This window comes from Arthrobacter sp. FW306-05-C (assembly GCF_021801725.1).
In the GTDB taxonomy this organism is placed as follows: Bacteria; Actinomycetota; Actinomycetes; order Actinomycetales; family Micrococcaceae; genus Arthrobacter.
In genome coordinates this window covers 3,819,251-3,839,780 of record NZ_CP084556.1, presented here as the reverse complement: position 1 = coordinate 3,839,780, position 20,530 = coordinate 3,819,251, and the positions used below count along the sequence as shown (strand labels likewise).

The 20,530-nt window shown below is 64.2% G+C and carries 16 protein-coding genes; 5 read left to right on the top strand and 11 right to left on the bottom strand.

Features of this window, described 5'->3' with window-relative positions; translation table 11 throughout:
* Nucleotides 1-8 precede the first annotated feature (8 nt).
* Nucleotides 9-527, bottom strand: coding sequence for a GNAT family N-acetyltransferase (locus LFT44_RS17835; protein WP_236799746.1), 519 nt, complete (start codon nucleotides 525-527; stop codon nucleotides 9-11).
* A gap of 170 nt (nucleotides 528-697) precedes the next feature.
* Between LFT44_RS17835 and LFT44_RS17830 the strand changes: the two genes are divergently transcribed.
* Nucleotides 698-1,897 carry a GAF domain-containing sensor histidine kinase gene (locus LFT44_RS17830; protein ID WP_236799745.1) on the top strand — a complete coding sequence of 400 codons (1,200 nt, stop codon included), beginning with the start codon at nucleotides 698-700 and terminating at the stop codon, nucleotides 1,895-1,897.
* Nucleotides 1,898-1,967: 70 nt separating this feature from the next.
* On the opposite strand, the gene katG is transcribed toward LFT44_RS17830, so the two are convergent.
* A complete protein-coding gene (gene katG / locus LFT44_RS17825; RefSeq protein ID WP_236799744.1) occupies nucleotides 1,968-4,262 on the bottom strand; it encodes a catalase/peroxidase HPI in 2,295 nt (764 codons plus the stop codon).
* Nucleotides 4,263-4,589: 327 nt separating this feature from the next.
* Between katG and LFT44_RS17820 the strand changes: the two genes are divergently transcribed.
* Complete coding sequence (locus LFT44_RS17820; protein ID WP_236799743.1) at nucleotides 4,590-5,681, top strand: SDR family oxidoreductase; 1,092 nt, start codon at nucleotides 4,590-4,592, stop codon at nucleotides 5,679-5,681.
* On the opposite strand, the gene LFT44_RS17815 is transcribed toward LFT44_RS17820, so the two are convergent.
* Nucleotides 5,635-6,870: an MFS transporter gene (locus LFT44_RS17815; RefSeq protein ID WP_236799742.1), complete on the bottom strand. Its 1,236-nt coding sequence runs from the start codon at nucleotides 6,868-6,870 to the stop codon at nucleotides 5,635-5,637. The genes LFT44_RS17820 and LFT44_RS17815 overlap by 47 nt on opposite strands.
* Nucleotides 6,871-7,096: 226 nt before the next feature.
* Between LFT44_RS17815 and LFT44_RS17810 the strand changes: the two genes are divergently transcribed.
* Nucleotides 7,097-8,830 (top strand): ABC transporter ATP-binding protein, encoded by a 1,734-nt coding sequence (locus LFT44_RS17810; RefSeq protein ID WP_236799741.1) that lies wholly within the window; start codon nucleotides 7,097-7,099, stop codon nucleotides 8,828-8,830.
* Nucleotides 8,827-10,854 carry an ABC transporter ATP-binding protein gene (locus LFT44_RS17805; protein ID WP_272910869.1) on the top strand — a complete coding sequence of 676 codons (2,028 nt, stop codon included), beginning with the start codon at nucleotides 8,827-8,829 and terminating at the stop codon, nucleotides 10,852-10,854. The genes LFT44_RS17810 and LFT44_RS17805 overlap by 4 nt, the downstream gene beginning before the upstream one ends.
* Before the next feature lie 98 nt (nucleotides 10,855-10,952).
* Here LFT44_RS17805 and LFT44_RS17800 read toward each other — a convergent pair whose 3' ends face one another.
* The 8 genes from LFT44_RS17800 to LFT44_RS17765 all read right to left on the bottom strand — a co-directional run bounded on the left by LFT44_RS17800 (nucleotide 10,953) and on the right by LFT44_RS17765 (nucleotide 19,374).
* Nucleotides 10,953-12,044 (bottom strand): type I restriction endonuclease, encoded by a 1,092-nt coding sequence (locus tag LFT44_RS17800; RefSeq protein WP_236799740.1) that lies wholly within the window; start codon nucleotides 12,042-12,044, stop codon nucleotides 10,953-10,955.
* A 472-nt stretch (nucleotides 12,045-12,516) separates the two neighbouring features.
* Entirely contained in the window at nucleotides 12,517-13,893 is a 1,377-nt protein-coding gene (locus LFT44_RS17795) for an MFS transporter (RefSeq protein ID WP_236799739.1), read from the bottom strand.
* A gap of 87 nt (nucleotides 13,894-13,980) precedes the next feature.
* Nucleotides 13,981-14,433: a MaoC family dehydratase gene (locus LFT44_RS17790; protein ID WP_236799738.1), complete on the bottom strand. Its 453-nt coding sequence runs from the start codon at nucleotides 14,431-14,433 to the stop codon at nucleotides 13,981-13,983.
* The gene (locus LFT44_RS17785; protein ID WP_236799737.1) at nucleotides 14,434-15,627 is read right to left on the bottom strand and encodes a thiolase family protein; all 1,194 of its coding nucleotides are present in this window, start codon (nucleotides 15,625-15,627) and stop codon (nucleotides 14,434-14,436) included.
* Entirely contained in the window at nucleotides 15,627-16,403 is a 777-nt protein-coding gene (gene fabG, locus LFT44_RS17780; RefSeq protein WP_236799736.1) for a 3-oxoacyl-ACP reductase FabG, read from the bottom strand. Before fabG ends, LFT44_RS17785 begins: the two co-directional genes overlap by 1 nt.
* A 70-nt stretch (nucleotides 16,404-16,473) precedes the next feature.
* On the bottom strand, nucleotides 16,474-17,670 hold the full coding sequence (locus LFT44_RS17775; RefSeq protein WP_236799735.1) for an acyl-CoA dehydrogenase family protein: 1,197 nt from the start codon (nucleotides 17,668-17,670) through the stop codon (nucleotides 16,474-16,476).
* Entirely contained in the window at nucleotides 17,667-18,131 is a 465-nt protein-coding gene (locus tag LFT44_RS17770; protein ID WP_236799734.1) for an acyl-CoA thioesterase, read from the bottom strand. The genes LFT44_RS17775 and LFT44_RS17770 overlap by 4 nt, the downstream gene beginning before the upstream one ends.
* Nucleotides 18,124-19,374, bottom strand: coding sequence for a CaiB/BaiF CoA transferase family protein (locus tag LFT44_RS17765; protein WP_236799733.1), 1,251 nt, complete (start codon nucleotides 19,372-19,374; stop codon nucleotides 18,124-18,126). Before LFT44_RS17765 ends, LFT44_RS17770 begins: the two co-directional genes overlap by 8 nt.
* A 174-nt stretch (nucleotides 19,375-19,548) precedes the next feature.
* On the opposite strand from LFT44_RS17765, the gene LFT44_RS17760 reads away from it, so the two are divergent.
* Nucleotides 19,549-20,445, top strand: coding sequence for a LysR substrate-binding domain-containing protein (locus LFT44_RS17760; RefSeq protein ID WP_236799732.1), 897 nt, complete (start codon nucleotides 19,549-19,551; stop codon nucleotides 20,443-20,445).
* Nucleotides 20,446-20,530: the final 85 nt, after the last annotated feature.

Below are 20,530 nucleotides of genomic sequence, written 5' to 3'. Positions count from 1 at the left end.
ACGCCCCGCTAATCGGTGCTGATCCAGTACCGGCGCTTGCCGTTGCGGGTGTCCTCGTACTGGCCGCCGTTCTTCTCGATGGTTGCCCGGGAGCCGGCGTTGTCCTCATCGCAGGTCAGCAGGACTCGCTCGATCCCCAGCGCCCGTGCCAGGGGAAGTGCGTCAGCCAGCGCCTTTGCGGCGTGGCCGCGGCGTCTCGCCGAGGGCCTGACGCTGTAGCCGATGTGCCCGCCTTCGTTGAGGAGGTAATGGTTCAACTCATGCCTGATGGCGAGGGATCCAACGAAAGTGCCGCCGTCGACCATCCAAAGGTAGGTGCAGGGCACGTAACCCGGCTTCCGCTCAGTCTCCGGCAGGGCATCTTTGACCAGGGCGTCGACGAAGCGGGCAAACACGCGCGGATCCTTGAGTTCTTCCAGCGACCAATCTTCGGCGCCTGCCCCGTCCAGGTGGGCTCCTTGAAACTCCGCCGTTCCCTCCAGCCAGGAGGAGTGGAGGGCAGGGTCCGGGACGATGAGTTGAGCCATCCCAGAATCCTATGCCGCCGCTGGGGAACACTTGTTGCCGGGAAACGATGCCCCGGCGCCACCTGCTCGCGGACGTTGCCCATGGCCGGTACTATCGGCCCGGGACCCATTTCGCGGTCAGGAAGGGGGGACGATTAGTGGGCGGCACTCACTCAACAACGGCGGCTCTCATGGAACCGGTTGGGCGGGACGGGTTACTGCGGGACTACGGCTTGGCCACCCGGATCGACGAGGCCCCGCTGGTCAACGCTCCTGAACTGTCCGGCGAGCCCCTTGAGAATCTCGTCGAGCTCGCCACCAGACTCTGCGGCATGCCGTACGGGGTGATCAACGTTGTCACGTCCGACGAGCAGCGCCAGGTGGCCGCCGTCGGAATTGATGCCGGTATTTGTTCCCGGCAGGACTCCATGTGCTCCAAGGTCTTCCTTTCGGGGGAGGCCACCGTGGTTCCGGATGCCTCCATTGATCCGCGCTTCGCGGCTAACCCGTTTGTGACCGGGGAGATCGCCGCCGTCCGGTTCTATGCGTCCGTGCCGCTGGAGACGGCGTCTGGGTTCGTCATCGGGTCCTTGTGCGTCTTCTCCAATTCGAGTGCCTCGCTCAGCGATGAACAGCAGGAAATGCTGGAAATCCTGGCCCGCCAGGCGGTGCAGCTGCTCGAACTCCAGCGGCGCACCCTGCAGTTGAACAGCGCCCTTGAAGAACTGCGGGAAAGCAACGCCAAGCTGGCGGAATTTGCCGGGCGCGTCAGCCATGACCTGCGCAGCCCCCTCACCACCATTCTGGGTTACGTGGAGTTGGGCGAAGACGATGTGGAAAGCGACCACCCCGCTGCGGAATACCTTCAACTCATCGGCGCCAGCGGCAACAGGATGCTGGCCATGCTGGAGGACGTACTGCATTACTCACGCATGGGCGGAGGCCTTCAGCGCCAGCGTGTTTCCCTGCAGGAAGTAGCGTCCGAAGTGGCCGGCGATCTGGGCCTGTCCTATGGGGCCGACGGTGTCCTGGACAGCGAGGACTTGAAGCTCCATGTGGACCATGGCCAGCTGCGCATCCTGCTGCAGAACCTGGTAGCCAATGCCGTGAATTACCAGAGCCCCGACCGGGACCTCAAGGTGCGGATCAGCGGGATCTCGAACTATCACGGAGCCACTGTCCTGGTGGCGGACAACGGCAAGGGCATAGCGCCGGCGGACAGGCCGCGGGTACTGGAACCTTTGGTCCGGCTGCACCGGGAAGGGGATGGGCAGGGATCCGGCCTTGGCCTGGCCATCTGCCGCCGCATAGTCGAAGCACCCGGCGGTGAGCTGACGCTTAAGGAGACCCCGGGCGGGGGAACCACCGCGGTGATCAGCTTCCCCGGCTGACCAGTTTGGGATTTTAACTAGTCCGGGCCGGCCGCAGAGTGCGGCCGGCCCGGAGCTTGCGTCAAACGGATTAGTTCAGGTCGAAGCGGTCCAGCTCCATGACCTTGGTCCAGGCAGCCACAAAGTCGTTCACGAACTTCTCCCGGGCGTCCTCGCTCGCGTACACCTCAGCCAGTGCGCGCAACTGCGAGTTGGAACCGAAGACCAGGTCCACGGGGGTGGCGGTCCACTTCAGCTCACCGGTGGCAACGTCGGTGATGTCGTAGACGTTTTCCTCCGACTCGGAGGCTTTCCACTTGGTGCCCGGCGAGAGCAGGTTGACGAAGAAGTCGTTCGTCAGGACCTGCGGCTGGTCCGTGAGCACGCCATGGTTGGAGCCGCCCACGTTGGTGCCCAGCGCACGCATGCCGCCCAGCAGTACCGTCATCTCCGGTGCCGAGAGGTCCAGCATGTACGCCTTGTCCAGCAGGAGGGTTTCCGGCGGAAGCTTCAGCCCGGGGCGCAGGTAGTTGCGGAACCCGTCGGCGCGCGGCTGAAGGTACTGGAAGGATTCGACGTCGGTCTGCTCCTGTGCTGCGTCCGTGCGGCCCGGACGGAACGGCACCGTGACGGGGAACCCGGCGTCGGCTGCTGCCTTTTCCACGGCGGCGGCGCCGCCCAGCACGATCAGGTCCGCGAGGGAAACCTTCTTGCCGCCGGACTGTGCCGCGTTGAATTCCTCCTGCACCCGCTCGAGCACCGGAAGTACAGCAGCCAGCTGCTCCGGCTCGTGTGCCTCCCAGCTGCGCTGCGGCTCCAGACGGATCCGCGCACCGTTGGCACCACCGCGCCGGTCCGTCTTGCGGTAGGTCGCCGCGGATGCCCAGGCCGTGCCGGCCAGCTGCGGGACGGTCAGGCCGGAGTCGAGGAGTTTCGCCTTCAACTGGGCGATGTCCTGCTCGTCGATCAGGTCATGGTCGAAGGCGGGAACGGGGTCCTGCCACAGCTGCGGTTCCGGAACCCACGGGCCCAGCATGTGCGGGCCAACGGGGCCCATGTCGCGGTGCAGCAGCTTGTACCAGGCCTTGGCGAAGGCCAGTGCGAATTCGTCCGGGTTTTCCAGGAAGCGCCGGCCGATCTTCTCGTAGGTGGGGTCGAAGCGCAGCGACAGGTCTGTGGTCAGCATCGTGGGGCGGTGCTTTTTGTTGGGGTCGTGCGCGTCCGGGATGATTTCGGGGCCGTCCTTGGCAACCCACTGGTGGGCGCCGCCGGGGCTCTTGACCAGTTCCCACTCGTACTCGAACAGGATCTCCAGGAAGCGGTTGCTCCACTGAGTAGGAACGTCCGTCCAGGTGACCTCCAGGCCGGAGGTGATGGTGTCGCCGCCCTTGCCGCTGCCATAGGTGCTGAGCCAGCCAAGGCCCTGCGCCTCAAGATTGGCGCCCTCAGGCTCGGGGCCCACGTGCGCATCGGCGGGGCCGGCGCCGTGGGTCTTGCCGAAGGTGTGGCCGCCGGCGATCAACGCAAAGGTCTCCTCGTCATTCATCGCCATGCGCTTGAAGGTCTCGCGGATGAAGGCCGCGGCGGCCACTGGGTCCGGGTTGCCCATGGGGCCTTCGGGGTTGACGTAGATGAGGCCCATCTCGGTGGAACCCACCTCGTCGGACATCTGGCCTTCGCCGACGTACCGCTCATCGCCGAGCCACGCGTCCTCAGGTCCCCAGAAGATCTGCTCCGGCTCCCAGACGTCCTCGCGGCCAAAGGCGAAGCCGAACGTCTTGAAGCCCATTGACTCCAGGGCAACGTTGCCCGCGAGGACCAGCAGGTCGGCCCAGGAGAGCTTCTGGCCGTACTTCTGCTTGACCGGCCACAGCAGCCGCCGGGCCTTGTCCAGGTTGGCGTTGTCCGGCCAGCTGTTCAGCGGCGCGAACCGCTGGCTGCCGTCCCCTGCGCCGCCGCGGCCGTCGTGGACGCGGTAGGTGCCGGCGGCATGCCAGCTCATGCGGATCATCAGGCCGCCGTAATGGCCGAAGTCCGCCGGCCACCAGTCCTGGGAGGTGGTGAGGACCTCAGTGATGTCCCGCTTCAGTGCGTCAACGTCGAGCTTCTGGAATTCCTCGCGGTAGCTGAAGGAGGGGCCCAGCGGGTTGCTTGCCTGGCCGTGGGTGTGCAGGACGGAGAGGTCCAGCTGGTTGGGCCACCAGTCCTGGTTGGTCCGCGGGCGGTGCCCCTTGGGCTGCGGGGAATCGATCGCCGGGTTTTCACTCTCACTGCCCTGGGCGGTGGCACTGCCATGGGCCACCGGGCACCCGCCCTCAACCTTCTGGTCCAGGCCCTGGGCGCTCCCGGGAGTGGGGACCGGAGGATGGTCTTGGGGTTCGGTCATGTGCTTTTTCCTTCCGTTGGGCCGAGGCCGCGGTTGGACTCGGGCAGCCGGTGCAACCCTCCTATTTGAACATGGACCTGTGACAGCGCAAGTCACGCCTACGCCGTGGGTGAAACCGCTGGTCATCGTCCCCGCGGAACCCACCTGGCAAAGACACTTGTGAAGCTGTTGGCGGGCAGGGATGGAATATCCGTCGGACGCTGCGGCTTGTCGCCAGTGGGCCGTCTTTGCCCCGTGTCCCGGCGTGACGCAGCGCGCGGGCCTCCGCCAGAGCGTGAGGCCGTGCTGACGCGCGGACACACCAGCACCTAAACCAAGAGGAGCACTATGACCATCGGATCAGGAACAGCAGCGGGCAGCGGCCGGAGAGCCCTGGTAGTAGGGGCCACCGGTATTGCAGGCTCCGCCCTGGTGGACACCTTGGTTGGTGAAGGCTGGGAGGTCCTCGCTTTGTCCCGCAGGCCCGGACCCGAGCGTTCCGGCGTCAAGTGGCTTTCTGCCGACCTGACCTCAGCTGACTCCCTGGCAGCTGCGCTTGCTCCGGAGAACCCCTCCCATGTGTTCTTCACGGCCTGGTCGCGGCGCGCCACTGAGGAAGAGAACATCGCCGTCAACGCCGCCATGCTGCGGGATCTACTCGCCGCACTGCGGGGCAAGAAGGTGGCGCACGTTGCCCTCATGACCGGGCTCAAGCACTACCTCGGACCCTTCGAGGCCTATGCCGCCGGTGAAATGCCGGACACGCCGTTCCACGAGGAGGAGCCCCGCCTTCCGGTGCGGAACTTCTACTACGCCCAGGAAGACGAGCTGTGGGCCGCAGCCGAGGAGCAGGGGTTCACCTGGTCCGTGCACCGTGCACACACCGTAATCGGCCACGCCGTGGGCAACGCCATGAATATGGGCCTCACGCTCGCCGCGCAGGCCACCCTGTGCCGGGACAGCGGGCAGCCATTCGTCTTCCCGGGATCCGAAACCCAGTGGAACGGCCTCACCGACATGACCGATGCGGGCCTGCTCGCCGAGCACATGCTCTGGGCCGCCACCACTCCCGCGGCCGCCAATGAGGCCTTCAACATCGTCAACGGTGACGTGTTCCGCTGGCGCTGGATGTGGCCCCAGCTCGCCGCCTACTTCGGAGTGGAGTGGGAGGGATACCAAGGGGAGCCCCGTCCACTGGAACGGTCCATGGCGGGCCGGGAGGACCAGTGGCGGCGGATTGCCGAGAAAAACAACCTCAGGGAACCGGACCTGGACCGCGTTGCGAGCTGGTGGCACACCGATGGCGACCTGGGGCGGAACATCGAGGTGGTGACGGACATGGGCAAGAGCAGGGATGCAGGCTTTACGGGGTACCGGCGGACGCTGGACGCCTTTACCTCACTGTTTGACCGCTACCGCGCCGAGAATCTGATTCCTTGATCACCCGGTCGCGGCCGGCCAGCAGGCCCATCAATGCCAGCACCGCCATGGCGCCGGCGGTGGCGAGCAGTGGAAGCGTCCACTCCGCAGTGGCGTCGTGGAGTGCGCCGAACACCACAGGCCCTGCGGCGCCAAGCGCGTAGCCCACGGATTGGGCCATGCCGGACAGCGATGCTGCCTGCGGGTGGTTCACGGTCCGAAGGCTGAAGAGCGACAGGGCAATGACGATGAGGCTCCCGCACCCCAAAGCACCCAGGACAACCCACAGCAGGATGAGTTCCGGCGCCAGGGCCAGCCCGAGGAAGGTCACGAACACCAACATCCCGCTGGCAAAGGAAACCAGCCGTTGGTCTGATCCCCGGTGCAGGACACCGCCCGTCCCCAGGCTGGCGAACACGCTGATCAGCAGGAAAACGGATAGGTGCAGGCCGGCAGTGGTGGCGGGGATCCCACGGCTTTGCTCGATGGTGGGCAACCAGGCCATGAGGACGTAGAAGGCAATGGACTGCAGCCCCATGAAGGCGGTCACCTGCCAGCCCAGGGCTGAACCCCAGGGCGACCGGTAGGCGGCGTCGGGCTTTCCCGATTGCCGCGTGCCTGCCGTGTGCCGGCGAAGCCAGGGCAGGAGCACCGCCATGGCGATGAGGGCCAGCCCCGCCCATACTCCCAGGGCGAGCCGCCATCCTGCCGGGGAGGTCTGTGCCACGGGTACGACGACGGCGGCCCCCACCGCTGCGAAGGCGGCCTGGGCAGCGGTGTAGCTTCCGGTGACCTGGCTGACCCGCAACGGAAAGTCGCGTTTAACGAGGGAGGGCACCAGGACATTGAGGAAGGCAATGGCCACGCCGATCAGGATTGTGCCGGCCCAAATAAAGCCGGGCACGGGCAAAGAGCGAAGCACGATGCCCGAAGCGAGGATCAGCAAGGACACCCACATTGCCCGGTCCAGTCCCAGGCGTGAAGCGAATCCGGGGGCCCATGGCGAGAAGACCGCGAAGGCGATAAGCGGGAGCCCGGTGAGGAAACCTGCTGCGGCACTGGACAGGCCAAGATCGCTGCTGATATTGACCAGGACCGGCCCCACGCTGACAAAGGACACCCGAAGGTTGACGGCGATGAGCAGGACGCCGATGAAGGCCATTCCGAATCTCGCAGTGCGGTGTGGGGCGTTTTGTGTGGCGGCAGGCATCGTTGGTTCTTCCATCATTCGGTGAGGTGGCGCGTTCTTGGCGCCCTTTCAGTTCTCTCCCACTGACGTACCCACGGGTGGCCCTGAATCTCCCCCGGGCCGATGAATACGCCGTGGGAGAACTGCCGTTTTTCCCAGTCAACTGGCAGGATCAACGGCCCTTTCTGGACGTACACTGACCTTCGCACCACGTTTGTGGACACTCCGTCAGGTGAGGGCTCTGCCTATGCTCTGGAAGTTGCTTGTCGAATACCTCCGGCCGCACCGGCCGCTGCTGGCCGCCGTCGTGGTTTTCCAGCTGGCGCAATCCATCGCGTCGCTGTACCTGCCCACGCTGAATGCGGACATCATCGACCAGGGCGTGGCCCGGGGCGATACCGGCTACATCCTGTCCACGGGCAGCATCATGCTGCTGGTCACGCTGGCGCAGATCGCCTGCGCCGTCGTGGCCGTGTACTTCGGTGCCAAGGCGGCCATGGGCTTGGGCCGGGACCTGCGCGGCGCCATTTTTGAACGGGTGGGGGAGTTTTCAGAGCAGGAAGTCACCCGCTTCGGTGCCCCCAGCCTCATCACCCGCTCCACCAACGACGTCCAGCAGGTCCAGCAGCTGGTGCTGATGTCCGCCACACTCATGGTGGCAGCCCCCATGCTGAGCATCGGCGGGGTGATCATGGCCATCCGGCAGGACGCCCAACTCTCGTGGCTCATTGCCGTATGCGTCCCGGTGCTGCTGATCGCCGTCGGCCTGATCGTCACGCGGATGGTGCCGCTGTTCCGCAAGATGCAGGCCCGGATCGACACCGTGAACCGTGTGCTGCGCGAGCAGCTCACCGGCATCCGCGTGGTGCGGGCGTTCGTGCGCGAGGACGTGGAGACGGAGCGGTTCGCCGGCGCCAACACCGACGTCACCGACGTTGCCCTCCGCGCCGGCCGGCTGATGGCCCTGATGTTCCCCACGGTGATGCTGGTCCTGAACGTTTCCAGCGTGGCGGTGATCTGGTTCGGGTCGTTCCGGATCGAGGACGGGTCCATGCAGGTGGGCACCCTGATCGCGTTCCTGAGCTACCTGATGCAGATCCTGATGTCCGTCATGATGGCTACCTTCATGGCGGTGATGATCCCGCGCGCATCCGTGTCCGCTGACCGGATCGGGGAGGTGCTGGGCACCAGTTCAAGCGTCCTGCCACCGGAGAAGCCGGTCACCAGCGCCGTCCGGCGGGGTGAGCTTGAAATGCGCGACGTCGGATTCGCCTACCCGGGTGCCGAGCATCCGGTGCTGCAGGGCATCAGTTTCACGGCCCGTGCGGGGGAGACAACGGCGATCATCGGCAGCACCGGTTCGGGCAAGACCACCCTGGTGAACCTGATGCCGCGGCTCTTCGACGTCACCTCCGGGGCGGTGCTGATGGACGGCGTGGATGTCCGGGACCTGGACCCGGACCTGCTGTGGGGCCATATCGGCCTGGTGCCGCAGAAGCCCTACCTGTTCACCGGAACCATCCGCAGCAACCTACTGTATGGCAATCCGGATGCCACGGAGGAGGAGCTGTGGTCCGCGCTTGAGATCGCGCAGGCCCGGGACTTCGTGGAGCGGATGGAGGAGGGGCTGGACGCGCCTATTTCGCAGGGCGGCACGAACGTTTCGGGTGGCCAGCGGCAGCGGCTGGCAATCGCACGTGCCCTGGTGAAGCGGCCCGAGCTGTACATCTTTGACGATTCCTTCTCATCCCTGGACACCGGCACGGACGCCCGGCTGCGCCAGGCGCTCAAGCGCAACATTGCGGGGGCCACCATGGTGGTCATCGCCCAGCGCGTGTCCAGCATCGTTGATGCGGACCAGATACTAGTGCTCGACGACGGCAGGATCGTCGCGCACGGAACGCACCACGAGCTGCTGGAAAGTTCCGATACGTACCGCGAAATTGTTTCGTCCCAGCTGGCAGCGGAGGAGACGGTATGAGCCACGGACCCGCTCCCGTGCGCGGCACCAAAGCCGGGCCCGCCGCCGGACCCGGCCAGGCCGCCGTCGTACGCATCCCAAGGCCGCGCGGCGGCCCCGGCCACGGCGGACCTTTTGCCGGGATGAACGTCCCGGCCGAGAAGGCGATGAACTTCAGCGGTTCCGCCAAGCGGCTGTTGGGTACGCTGCGGCCGGAACGGTTCCGGCTGATGCTGGTGCTGCTCATGGCCGTTGCGGGCGTGGTGCTGCAGGTGATCGGGCCGAGGCTGCTGGGCGAGGGCACCAACCTGATTTTCGCCGGCGTGGTGTCCAAGCAGCTGCCGCCGGGGATGACGCAGGCGCAGCTGATCGCCATGCTGCGCGCGTCAGGGGAGAACCAGAAGGCGGACATGCTCAGTGCCATGACGCTGACGCCGGGCGCGGGGATCGACTTCGGCGCGCTGGCCGGCGTGCTGACATGGGCGCTGGTGCTCTATGTGCTGGGGTCGGCGTTCATGTGGGGGACGGCGTATGTGCTGAACGGCGTGGTGCAGCGGACGGTCTTTGGGCTGCGCGAGCAGATTGAGGCGAAGATCAACCGGCTGCCGCTGCGGTACTTCGACTCGATCCAGCGCGGCGAGCTGCTCAGCCGGGTGACCAACGATGTGGACAACATTTCGCAGAGCCTGCAGCAGTCCATCAGCCAGGCGGTGACATCGGTGCTGACGGTGCTGGGCGTGCTGGTCATGATGTTCATCCTGTCGCCCACGCTGGCGCTGATAGCGCTGGTGACCATTCCGCTGACGCTCGGGATCACCACGCTGATTGCCAAGCGCTCGCAGAAGCTGTTTGTGCAGCAGTGGACCAACACGGGCGAGCTGAACGGGCAGATCGAGGAGACCTACACCGGGCATGCGCTGGTGAAGGTGTTCGGGCGGCAGCGCGAGGTGGGGGAGCGGTTCCGGCAGAAGAACGCGGAGCTGTATGAGGCGAGCTTCGGGGCGCAGTTCATTTCCGGGCTGATCATGCCGGCCATGACGTTCATCGGGAACCTGGTGTACGTGGGGATCGCCGTCGTGGGCGGGCTGCAGGTGGCCTCCGGGGCGATGCAGCTGGGAGATGTGCAGGCGTTCATCCAGTACTCGCGGCAGTTCACGCAGCCGCTGGCGCAGCTGGGGTCGATGGCCAACCTACTGCAGTCCGGGGTGGCGTCTGCAGAGCGGGTGTTTGAGCTGCTGGATACGGAGGAGCAGTCGGCGGACCCTGCCGGGGCTTCGTTGCAGAGCCCGGACGGTGCTTCGCGGGGGCGCCTGGTTTTTGAGGACGTGTCCTTCTCGTATTCGCAGGACAAGCCGCTGATTACTGGGCTTTCCTTGGTGGCGGAGCCCGGGCAGACGGTAGCCATTGTGGGGCCCACTGGGGCGGGCAAGACCACGCTGGTGAACCTGATGATGCGGTTCTACGAGCTCGATGGCGGCCGGATCACTCTGGACGGCGTCGACATCACCACCATGACCCGCCACGACCTGCGCTCGCGGATGGGGATGGTGCTGCAGGATACGTGGCTGTTCGGCGGGACCATCCGGGACAACATCGCGTACGGCCGGCCTACGGCTTCTTCCTCCGAGGTTCTGGAGGCAGCGCGGGCGACGTACGTGGACCGGTTCGTGAAGTCCCTGCCCGACGGGTACGACACCGTGCTGGACGACGAAGGTTCCAACGTGTCCGCCGGTGAGAAGCAGCTGCTGACGATTGCGCGGGCGTTCCTGGCACAGCCTTCGGTGCTGATTCTTGACGAGGCGACGTCCTCCGTGGATACCCGGACCGAGGTGCTGGTGCAGAAGGCCATGAGTGCTTTGAGGTCTGACCGGACGTCATTTGTGATCGCGCACCGCCTGTCCACGATCCGCGACGCCGACCTCATCCTGGTGATGGAGGCTGGCCAGATCGTGGAGCAGGGGACGCACGCTTCACTGCTCGCCGCCGGCGGGGCTTACGCGCGGCTCTACGAGGCCCAGTTCGCGGCGCCGGTGGCGGAGGTTTAGATCTTGGCCAGCCTACTCATCGTTATGAAAGTATTGGGCTCCGCTCTACTGGTGCTGGCATAACGACTGGGAGTCGGTAAACGTCAACTCGGGCCTGGTCACAGGTAGCTCTTCACAGTCGCTCGAAGTGCTTCGGTATGCTCGTAGATCTCCTCCAGCGAGTTGATGGGCACCCGAGTCTCTTCTTTGCTGTCATTGAATATGCCCAAGTACTTCTGCATCCGGTTGAAGTGGAGGCGGGCAATGGGCTTGCGGTTGTTGTCATCGAGCAGCACCGCAAAATACGACTTCGCGTCGCGTTGCGCCACCCGTGCCGGCTTTACCTCGCTGCAGACGATGGCCCGCACAATTTGGTAGCCCTCGATTTCCTCAAGTGTTGTCTCCAAGGCGTCGGCCTCAGCGAGATCGGCTTCGGCAACGGGGGTGCTGGTGACCGCGGCCGGAACCATGGTGTCGTCAGTTTGCGGGAACCCAGGGTTGCCCAAGGCCTTCTTCAGTCGCTCATTCACCTGGTCATTAAGGAATTGCTTGGTGGCCTTCCCAACCAGCGTTGTGAACTGCTCCCGAACCTTCTGCGTGTAAGGTCCGGAGTAGACCCTCGCTGTGAGGAACTTGACCCATTCATCTTCAGGTTCCTTGAACTGTGCAGCCAGTGTTCGTTTCAGCTCGCCGATGTATTTCAATTCACCGGCTGCGCTGATGATCGAGTCCAAGTCGAAGACATCCTTGGACAGTTTCTGCAGTTCGGGGATCAGGGACTGGTCGATGTCGTTCAAATCCAGCACGAGGAATGGTTTCGCATCCATTCGGTTAGGTGCGTCCAGATCCGTGAAGAACTGGTAGACCTCGCCGTTGGTGAGAATGGCGATTCGCGCATTTGTGACAGCAAAGTACCGGAAAAGCTGCGATGCGTGCTCGATCTTGACCGGCTCAGTAGACTTCTTGCACTCGATCAGGATCTGGACTTCGCCATCTTTTACGATGGCATAGTCGATCTTCTCACCCTTCTTGAGGCCCACGTCCGCGACGAATTCCGGGACGACTTCGAGTGGATTGAAGACGTCATAGCCAAGAATCGTCGAAATGAAAGGCATCACGAAGGCATTCTTCGTTGCCTCTTCCGTTTGGATAACACCCCGCTGCTGGCGTACCTTTGCGGCCAACGCTGAAAGTTTTTCTGCAAATTCCATGTCTTACCCCCATTGAGGCCCTACGCGGACACAGCTTCGTGTCCGGCGGCAGCTTGAAGTTGATTAAGCAAAACCTACATCTGATCGGCGACATATACACGTAACCGCTCGATGGCTTCGTCATGCTGCAAGTGTCCCCAACGGGAATTATCCGAGCAGACGGAGAAATTAGATCGCCTTCCGCTCGTTGCAAGCCGCCCAACAGGGAGCTGTAATTCACGCAGTGCCAGAAACCCCGGCGCGAACTTTGCGATCACGGTGGACAGCAGGAACGATGCCCTGATGGCAAGCCCTCCTGGCCACAGTGTCTACCCAAATGGGACGGCAGCCCTCCAGCTCCCGATCCACATCTAGAGCGAGGGTGGGGCCACCCGCGCCGCAATCAACAAGGGGAGAGCGGGGTATTAGCCTCCTCCGGTATAACGAAAGCGGGCGACGGCGGGAATCTTCCGCCGTCGCCCGCTTCGTCGACTTAGAACGCGTCGGCCTCCGAATTGAGGTCCCGGCCCCTGGTTTCGGGGGCGAAGAACCCTGCTGCAATACCGATCGCGGCATAAGCCATGAGGATTCCGGCTACCGGGATCCACCCCGGCCCGGTCGCAGCAACGACGCTGGCTGCGATGATGGGGCCGAGACCGCCGGACAGGACGGCGCCGATTTCCTTGACAGTTGTCATGAAAGAGAAGCGGCGCTTGGACCCGAACATTTCAACCAGCCAGGTCGACTCCACGCCGTACAGGTTCGGCAGCGGACCGCCAACGAAGATAACAAAGACCAAGGCCACCAATATGGGGTTACGCGTTTCGATCATCAGCATCGCGGGAATGGTGAAGGCGAACTGGAACCCCGAGAGCCAGAGCCAAACTTTGCGCCGGCCAAACCGGTCTGTGAGCTTCCCGGTCAGCAAGACTGTTACGACGCCCAGCACGGAGCCGAGTGTTACACCGGTAGTGACCAGGTTTGCATCCATCTTCACTACCGAAACCGTCCAGCCGATAAGGAAGCCCTTGACGAGGTAGACCGAACCGTTTTCGCCGAGCTTGATGCCCAGTGAGACGAGGAAGGCCTTCTTGGAATCTGCAGCGTCACGCCAAATGCTTTGCTGCCGGGCCTCAAGACGGGCCGCCGCACGCCGCGCCTTGACGGCCTCGAAGACCGGTGACTCGCTCACGCTCCGCCGCAAATACAGCGCCACAAGAGTGGTACCGACGCTCAGCAGGAAGGGGATACGCCATCCCCAAGCGAGGAAGTCGTCCTTGGGCATCTGCGAGAGCAGCAGCCACAGTCCGCTGGCCAACAGCACTCCGGTCGCCGTTCCGAGTGCCACCACTGCGCCATAAAAGCCGCGCTTACTGGAAGGAGCGGATTCCACCAGCAGCAGCGAGGCCCCCGAGAGCTCCGCGCCCGCGCCGAATCCCTGGATAAGCCGCAGGAGCACCAGGAGGATCGGGGCCATGATGCCGATCTGGGCGAATGTGGGCAGCAGGCCCATTCCCAGGGTGGCGATACCCATCATCCCTACGGTGATGACCAGGACGGATTTCCGCCCATACTTGTCGCCAAGGTAGCCGAAGTAGATTCCGCCCAGGGGCCGGACAAGAAACCCGGAACCGAACGCGGCAAAGCTCGCCATCAATGCCATCGCCGGGTCCGTATTGGGGAAGAAGAGCGGCCCGAAGACCAGCGCTGCGGCGAGGGTGTAGAGCGTAAAGTCCATGTATTCCAGGGCGGAACCAAGGAAGGACGAGATAGAGGTGCGGCGTAGTTCAGCCGGCGTCACCTGCAGCTCCGACGCCAGGCCCTGCGGGTCAGCGTCGGCATATGTGAGATTGGGGTTTTCTGTGCTCATGGAGTTTCTCCCTCGGGAAGAGCCTGTAGGCAGGCCGGGACGCAAACGTCGTTGTTCGGATGGTGGTGCAAGGTCTTCAAGGGCAGTTCAGTTCGGGAGCAGGGAGACAGTCTCCGCTATGCAGGCAGGCTTCTGCGAGCCGTCCAGTTCGATCAGGTGATGGAACTGCAGCTGCCGACCACTGGCTGTCTCGCTCACCGAGGCCAGCGTCAGCCGGTCCCTGATGCGCGAGTTGACCCTGGCCGGCGCCGGGAACCTTACCTTGTTCAGGCCGTAGTTGATGATCATCGCGGCCCCGTCGACCCGGTACACCTGGCCCGCCAGGTATGGCAGCAGCGACAAGCTGAGGTAGCCGTGGGCAACCGTGGCGCCGAAGGGCCCGCGTGCTGCCCGCTCCGGGTCGGTGTGTATCCACTGTTGGTCCAGGGTGGCGTCGGCGAAAGCCTGGATCTGGGATTGGTCCAGGGTGTGCCATCCACTCACTCCGATTTCCTGGCCGGCCATGCCGGCAAGCTCGGCGGCGTCCTTGAACAGTCTCATTTAGACCCTCTCCAGCAGCATGGCGACGCCCTGGCCCAGGCCCACGCACATCGTTGCAAGGCCGCGGTTGGCGTTTTCGCGTTCCATGCGGCCCAGCAGCGTGACGACGATCCGTGATCCGGAGGAGCCCAAGGGATGGCCCAGGGCGATCGCACCGCCGTCGTTGTTGACGGTTCCCGCATCCATCCCAAGCAGCCGCATGCAGGCCAGCGCCTGCGCTGCGAACGCCTCGTTGAGTTCGACGGCGCCCACCTCAGCGAGATCCCAGCCCGCCTTGGCCAGTGCCTTTTGTGTCGCCGGCACCGGACCGACGCCCATCACTTCCGGCGCGACACCGGCCGCTTGGCTGCTGACGATGCGGGCCCGGGGGGTTAGCCCGTAGCGCTCCACGGCATCGCCGCTGGCGACCAATACAGCGGATGCGCCGTCGTTGAGGGAGCTGGAGTTGCCGGCGGTAACCACTCCACCGGGCGCCACGATCGGTCGGAGGGCGGCCAGGGCATCGGCGGTTGAACCGCGCCTGGGTCCTTCATCGGTGTCCACCAGCGAGACTTCCCCCCGTCTGCCACTGACCGGAACGGGGACTATCTCGTCGCTGAAGCGGCCGGCGTCAATCGCCGCCACAGCCAGATTGTGCGAGCGCAGTGCAAAGCTGTCCGCGTCGGCGCGGGAAATGTTCTCCCGCCTGGCTACCTCTTCTGCCGTCTCGGGCATGGAGAACCGCGCCCCGGACTCCATCCGCGGGTTAACAAACCGCGCACCGATTGAGGTGTCCGCGAGTTCGCCCGGTTTGGAGTAGGGCTTCTCGGGCTTGGCCATCACCCATGGCGCGCGGGTCATCGACTCTACGCCGCCAGCCACTACAAGGTCTGCGTCACCGTTGCGAACCGATTGCGCCGCCATGCTGATCGCGGTTAGCCCGGAGGCGCAGAGCCTGTTGACGGTCACGGCCGGTACGGCGTGCGGGAACCCGGCCAGCAGTGCGGCCATCCGGGCAACGTTACGGTTGTCCTCACCTGCCTGGTTAACACAGCCAAAGATGATCTCGTCGACGGTGGCAGGATCGACGCCGGCCCTGTCCACTGCGGCCTGCAGCACAAGCGCGGCCAAGTCGTCGGGGCGCACGGTGGCAAGCACGCCACCGTGACGGCCTACCGGGGTGCGGACGCCCCCAACGAGGAATGCCTCGGGCATCAGCGGGCCCCGCCGTTGATGTAGAGGGTTTGACCGGAGATGTACGAGGAGTCATCACCGGCGAAGAACGCCACGGCCGCGGCCACTTCCTCTGGCTGGCCAACCCGCCCCAGCGGGGTACGTTCCGCCACCGCCCGCTGGTGTTCAGCCGGGCTTGCGCCCACCCGCTCTGCCGTTGCGGCAGTCATCGAGGTGGCGATGTAACCCGGTGCCACGGCGTTGACCGTGATGTTGAACGGGCCCAGCTCGATGGCGAGCGTCGCGGTCAGGCCCTGGATACCGGCCTTTGCAGCCGCGTAGTTGGCCTGGCCACGGTTGCCCAGTGCGCTGCGGCTGCTGAGCGAGACGATCTTGCCGTACTTGGCCGGAACCATGTAGCGCTGGGCGGCGCGCGTGCAGAGGTAGGCGCTGGTGAGGTTGGTGGCCAGGACGGAGTCCCAGTCCGGCCGCTCCATCTTGAAGAACATGTTGTCGCGGGTGATGCCGGCGTTGTTTACCAGGATGTCGAGGCGGCTGAACTCACGGTGAATGTCATCGAATACCCGGTCCACGGCTGCCTCATCCGTGACGTCGCAGCAGGCGGCCACGGCCTTTCCGGCTGCCGCCAGGACGTCCGGGTGGTCCGAGATCCGCTGTGCTGTGTCCTTGGCGCCATCCTCATTGAGGTCCATGACGACGACGGTGGCGCCCCCGGCGGCCAGTTTCAGCGCGGTGGCCGCGCCGATTCCTTGCGCCCCGCCGGTGACCACGGCCACCCGGTTGGTGAAATTGCTCATGACTTTTCCTTTGCATGGATGATTCTGGTTGGTGTCGTGCCTGTGGAAGCCGGGGCAGCCCGGCGGGGCGCTAACTGAAAGCGGAGAGGCCGGTGATCTCCCGGCCAACGAGAAGCGACTGGATGGAGTCTGTGCCCTCGTAGGTGGAGACGACCTCCATATCGGTCATGTGCCTCGCCACATGGTTCTCCAGCAGCACGCCGTTGCCGCCGAGCATGTCCCGCGCTTCTGAACAGATCCAGCGGGCTTTCCGGGCGGTCTGCATCTTGGCCAGCGAAGCCATGGGACCGGTCATCCGGCCATCCTCGGCGAGCACGGCCAGCCGGAAGCACATGAGTTGCATGGCCGTCAGTTCGGCAAGCATATTGGCCAGCTTGTTCTGCACCAGTTGGAAACTGCCGATCGGTTTGCCGAACTGCTGGCGGGTCTTGGCGTAGTCCACGGCGATCTCGTATGCGGCCAATGCGTGGCCGTAAGACTCCCAGGATGCGCCGCTTCGCGTGGAGGTCAGCACCCGGCTGACATCCTTGAACGAGTGGCATTCAGTGAGCCGGTTGGCCGCCGGGACCCGGAGGTTGTCGAACGTGATGTCCGGCTGGAGGATCGCCCGCTTGCCGATCTTGCCGGTAATGACTTCGGTGGAATACCCGTCCGGAAAGCTGCCGTCCTCGTTACGCTCCATCACGAACGCCTTGACCTTCGCATCCGCTTCGTCGCGGGCAAAGATGATGACGACGTCGGCCATGCTGGCATTGCCGATCCAGCGCTTGCGCCCGTTGATGATGTAGCTGTCCCCATCCCGGCGCGCGCTGGTTTCGAGTGCCACCGAATCAGAGCCGTGCTCGGGTTCGGTCAGGGCGAAGGCGCCGATCTTGGCGAGGGTGGCCATTTCAGGGAGCCAGCGTTGCTTTTGCTCCTCGCTGCCGAGCATGTTGATGGTTCCCATCGCCAGTCCGGACTGGACGCCGAGGAAAGTGTTGACGGAACCATCGCCGCGGGAGATCTCTGCAGCAACAATCCCGGCGGCAAGCCGGCTTAGCCCGGGACATCCGTAGCCCTGAATGGTTGTTCCGGCGATGCCGAGCCCGGCAAGCTTGGGAACAAGTTCGAAGGGAAACTCGGCACGTTCCCAATAGCCATTGATAACGGGCAGCAGGTCTTTATCGACAAAGGCGCGGACTTTGAGCCGGAGCGCCCGGTCCTCAGCGCTGAGGAAATCGTCCATAAGGTAAAAATCGGTGCCGTTCGCGGCGGTTTCCGGTGTCATCGAGTGTGCTCCAGTGGTGTGTGATTGCGGACCCGCTTACGCTGCGGGTCGGTGTTTCCCTGCGAAGGCTGGAAAAGAGCGAGCCAGCGGCGCTCGTTTTCCACCAAGGGCCGGGACGTGCCGGTGTCCGGATGAACTGAAACCAGCACGGTCCGGCCGTCTACGGCGACTGCCCCGTGTTGGCTGCCCCTGAATTCCAGGCTGAATGAACTCGTGCCGATCCTGGTCACGGTCAGTTCAACCTCCAGGTCTTCGCCGAGGTGGACTGGCCGCCGATAGTTCACTTCGAGGTTGGCTACCACCGTGGGGGTCGCCTCGGCTTGACGTATGCCCGGCATCGAAGACCGCCACTTGATTCTTGACTCCTCCAGAAGCGTGACGACGGCGGCGTGGTTGACGTGCCCGTTGAGGTCCTGATCGGACCACCGTGGGCAGACGCGGGTCCGGTAGGTTTCAGGCATCGACCAGGGCTTTCCGGTGCAGCAGCCAGTCCCGCACCAGCCCGGAGCTTTCGTTCAAGCCAGGCGGAGCGAGTGAGTAGTCCACCGGGGTAAGGGAATAGTCGACCGGATGGCGGACTGTGGGTATTTTCCGGGGCCCTTCACCCGCCATCACTACCGGGTTCAGCCCCAGCTGTTCGGCCAACTCAACACCACCGCGGACATCCTGGATCGGAGCGCAGGGCAGCCCTGCCGAGGACAGCTCGTGGAACCACTCGTCGGCTGATTGAGCAGCCAACTGGGCGTGGAGGATGTCCCGCAGCTCGTTGCGGTTGGCATTGCGCTGCAGCGTCGTGGTGAACTTCGGGTCCCGGGCGACCGCGGGAATCCCCAGTGCCCCGCAGAGCCGGACGAACTGCGCGTCATTTCCCGTCGCGATGATGATAGTGCCGTCCCCGGTCTGCATCGGAGCGTATGGATACATGCTGGGGTGTTCGTTGCCCATCCTGGTGGGTACTACACCGCCCGTTACGTAGGCCGCAGACTGGTTCACCATGCCGGACAGGGCCGAGGTCAGCAGGTTCAGTTCCACCAGCTGGCCCTCGCCGGTCCGGTCCTTGTGGTGTAGCGCCCCCAGGATTCCAATGGCAGCGTGCAGGCCTGTGATGACATCGAAGAGCGCGATGCCTGCCCGGTACGGTTGGGTGTCCTGGTCCCCGGTCAGGCTCATCATTCCCGAGGCGGCCTGCACCAACAGGTCATATCCCGGAATGTGTGCGCCGGCTCCGGTACCGAATCCGGTGATGGAAGCATAGATAATGTCCGGGTTCAATTCGGCCGCAGACGCATAATCCAAGCCCAGCCGCGCCATGTTGCCGGGCTTGAAATTCTCGATCATGACGTCCGCGGTGCTGATCAGGGAACGCGCTACGTCGAGGTCCTCCGGATCCTTCAGATCCAAGGCAATGGAATGTTTGTTTCGGTTGACCGCGAGGAAGAACGTGGCCTCGCCGTCCCGGACGGGGGGCATATATGTGCGGGTGTCGTCACCCTCAGGTCCCTCAACCTTGATCACTGTGGCGCCCATGTCAGCCAGGAGCATGGTGGCGTACGGGCCGGCCAGCACTCTGCTGAAATCTGCGACCACAATGCCTGCGAGGGGCCCGGCGCTTGCCCGGCCCAAGGCATCAAAGCCGTGGTTGTCGTTGCCTCCAGTGGCATGGTGCTGCTTTCTGGAGACCGATTCGTCGATCGGTTGTGTCATCTGAATCCTCCGCAATGTGTTCTGCATCACCAACCCTTGCAAGCGGACTGATTCACGTCCAATACGTATTTGGTGCTGGACTGATACCTGCCTGTTATCAGTGTCGGCGCATTCCTTTGGGTATCTTGGGCGTATGAACAATGACGTTTACCCGGGCAGAAGCTGAGCGCGGGAGTGGAAATACATCAGATCAGGGCATTTCTTGCCGTGGCCGAGGAACTACATTTCGGCAGGGCCGCGCGCCGGCTCCATATGGCCCAGCCGCCGCTGAGCCGTTCCATCCAGCGGCTTGAGCATGAACTGAAGGCGCCCCTGTTTATCCGCAGCACGCGGACTGTGCAGTTGACTGCCGAGGGCCAGGCACTTGTCGGCCCAGCGCGGGACATACTCGAAGGTTGCCGGCGGGGCCGCCTGGCAGTCGCTTCGGTGGGCCGGGGCGAAACCGGGCGCGTAAGAGTCGCCTTTGCCGGGGTTTCCTCGCATGTGATGGTCGGCAGGCTCGCCAAGCGTGTCCGGGAAGTGCACCCTGGTATCGACTTCGAGCTGTCCAGCTCCAATTTCGCCCTTCCGGCTATGGACAAGGTCATGGGCGGGGCCATGGAAGTCGGCCTCGGCCGCTGGAATTTCATCCCGGCTGTCCTCGATTCGCGGATCGTGGCCAACGAGCGGCTCGTCGTGGCCCTGTATGAGAGTCACCCCCTGAGCGGTCAGGCTTCGCTGCGCATGGCAGACCTTGCCGGACAGCCCTTCGTCACGTTGCCGGAGCACCCGGGCGCCATCCTCCATGACCACCTTCGAAGGCTCTCAAGTGCCGCGGGATATGTCGTGGAGATCGCCCAGGTTGCGCCGGATTCCCAGACGCTCATGGCACTGGTGGCGGCAGAAATTGGTGTCGCGCTGACAGTGTCGTCTGTGCCGGAAAACTTCAGCCATCCGGGTGTCGTGTTCCTTCCCCTTGACGACCCGGCCGACCCCATCCAGCTGCGGCTGGTTTGGCGGAAGGACAATGCCAGCCCGGCTCTGCGCGAGGTTCTTCGGCTCTCGGAAGAGGTCCTCCCGTCGCCGGATTGAACGGTTATTGATGCACGTGGGGCATAAGCGGGATCCTTATTAGGTATTGGCTTTGACCGCAATCGGACTGGCACAGTGGTTCAGG

Bases quoted from the DNA above. Each gene is read 5' to 3' on its own strand.
- LFT44_RS17835 (WP_236799746.1), bottom strand. From the start codon at position 527: ATGGCTCAACTCATCGTCCCGGACCCTGCCCTCCACTCCTCCTGGCTG.
- LFT44_RS17810 (WP_236799741.1), top strand. From the start codon at position 7,097: ATGCTCTGGAAGTTGCTTGTCGAATACCTCCGGCCGCACCGGCCGCTG.
- LFT44_RS17800 (WP_236799740.1), bottom strand. From the start codon at position 12,044: ATGGAATTTGCAGAAAAACTTTCAGCGTTGGCCGCAAAGGTACGCCAG.
- LFT44_RS17815 (WP_236799742.1), bottom strand. From the start codon at position 6,870: ATGCCTGCCGCCACACAAAACGCCCCACACCGCACTGCGAGATTCGGA.
- LFT44_RS17790 (WP_236799738.1), bottom strand. From the start codon at position 14,433: ATGAGACTGTTCAAGGACGCCGCCGAGCTTGCCGGCATGGCCGGCCAG.
- LFT44_RS17775 (WP_236799735.1), bottom strand. From the start codon at position 17,670: ATGACACCGGAAACCGCCGCGAACGGCACCGATTTTTACCTTATGGAC.
- LFT44_RS17830 (WP_236799745.1), top strand. From the start codon at position 698: ATGGAACCGGTTGGGCGGGACGGGTTACTGCGGGACTACGGCTTGGCC.
- LFT44_RS17820 (WP_236799743.1), top strand. From the start codon at position 4,590: ATGACCATCGGATCAGGAACAGCAGCGGGCAGCGGCCGGAGAGCCCTG.
- LFT44_RS17795 (WP_236799739.1), bottom strand. From the start codon at position 13,893: ATGAGCACAGAAAACCCCAATCTCACATATGCCGACGCTGACCCGCAG.
- LFT44_RS17805 (WP_272910869.1), top strand. From the start codon at position 8,827: ATGAGCCACGGACCCGCTCCCGTGCGCGGCACCAAAGCCGGGCCCGCC.
- LFT44_RS17785 (WP_236799737.1), bottom strand. From the start codon at position 15,627: ATGCCCGAGGCATTCCTCGTTGGGGGCGTCCGCACCCCGGTAGGCCGT.
- LFT44_RS17770 (WP_236799734.1), bottom strand. From the start codon at position 18,131: ATGCCTGAAACCTACCGGACCCGCGTCTGCCCACGGTGGTCCGATCAG.
- fabG (WP_236799736.1), bottom strand. From the start codon at position 16,403: ATGAGCAATTTCACCAACCGGGTGGCCGTGGTCACCGGCGGGGCGCAA.
- LFT44_RS17765 (WP_236799733.1), bottom strand. From the start codon at position 19,374: ATGACACAACCGATCGACGAATCGGTCTCCAGAAAGCAGCACCATGCC.
- katG (WP_236799744.1), bottom strand. From the start codon at position 4,262: ATGACCGAACCCCAAGACCATCCTCCGGTCCCCACTCCCGGGAGCGCC.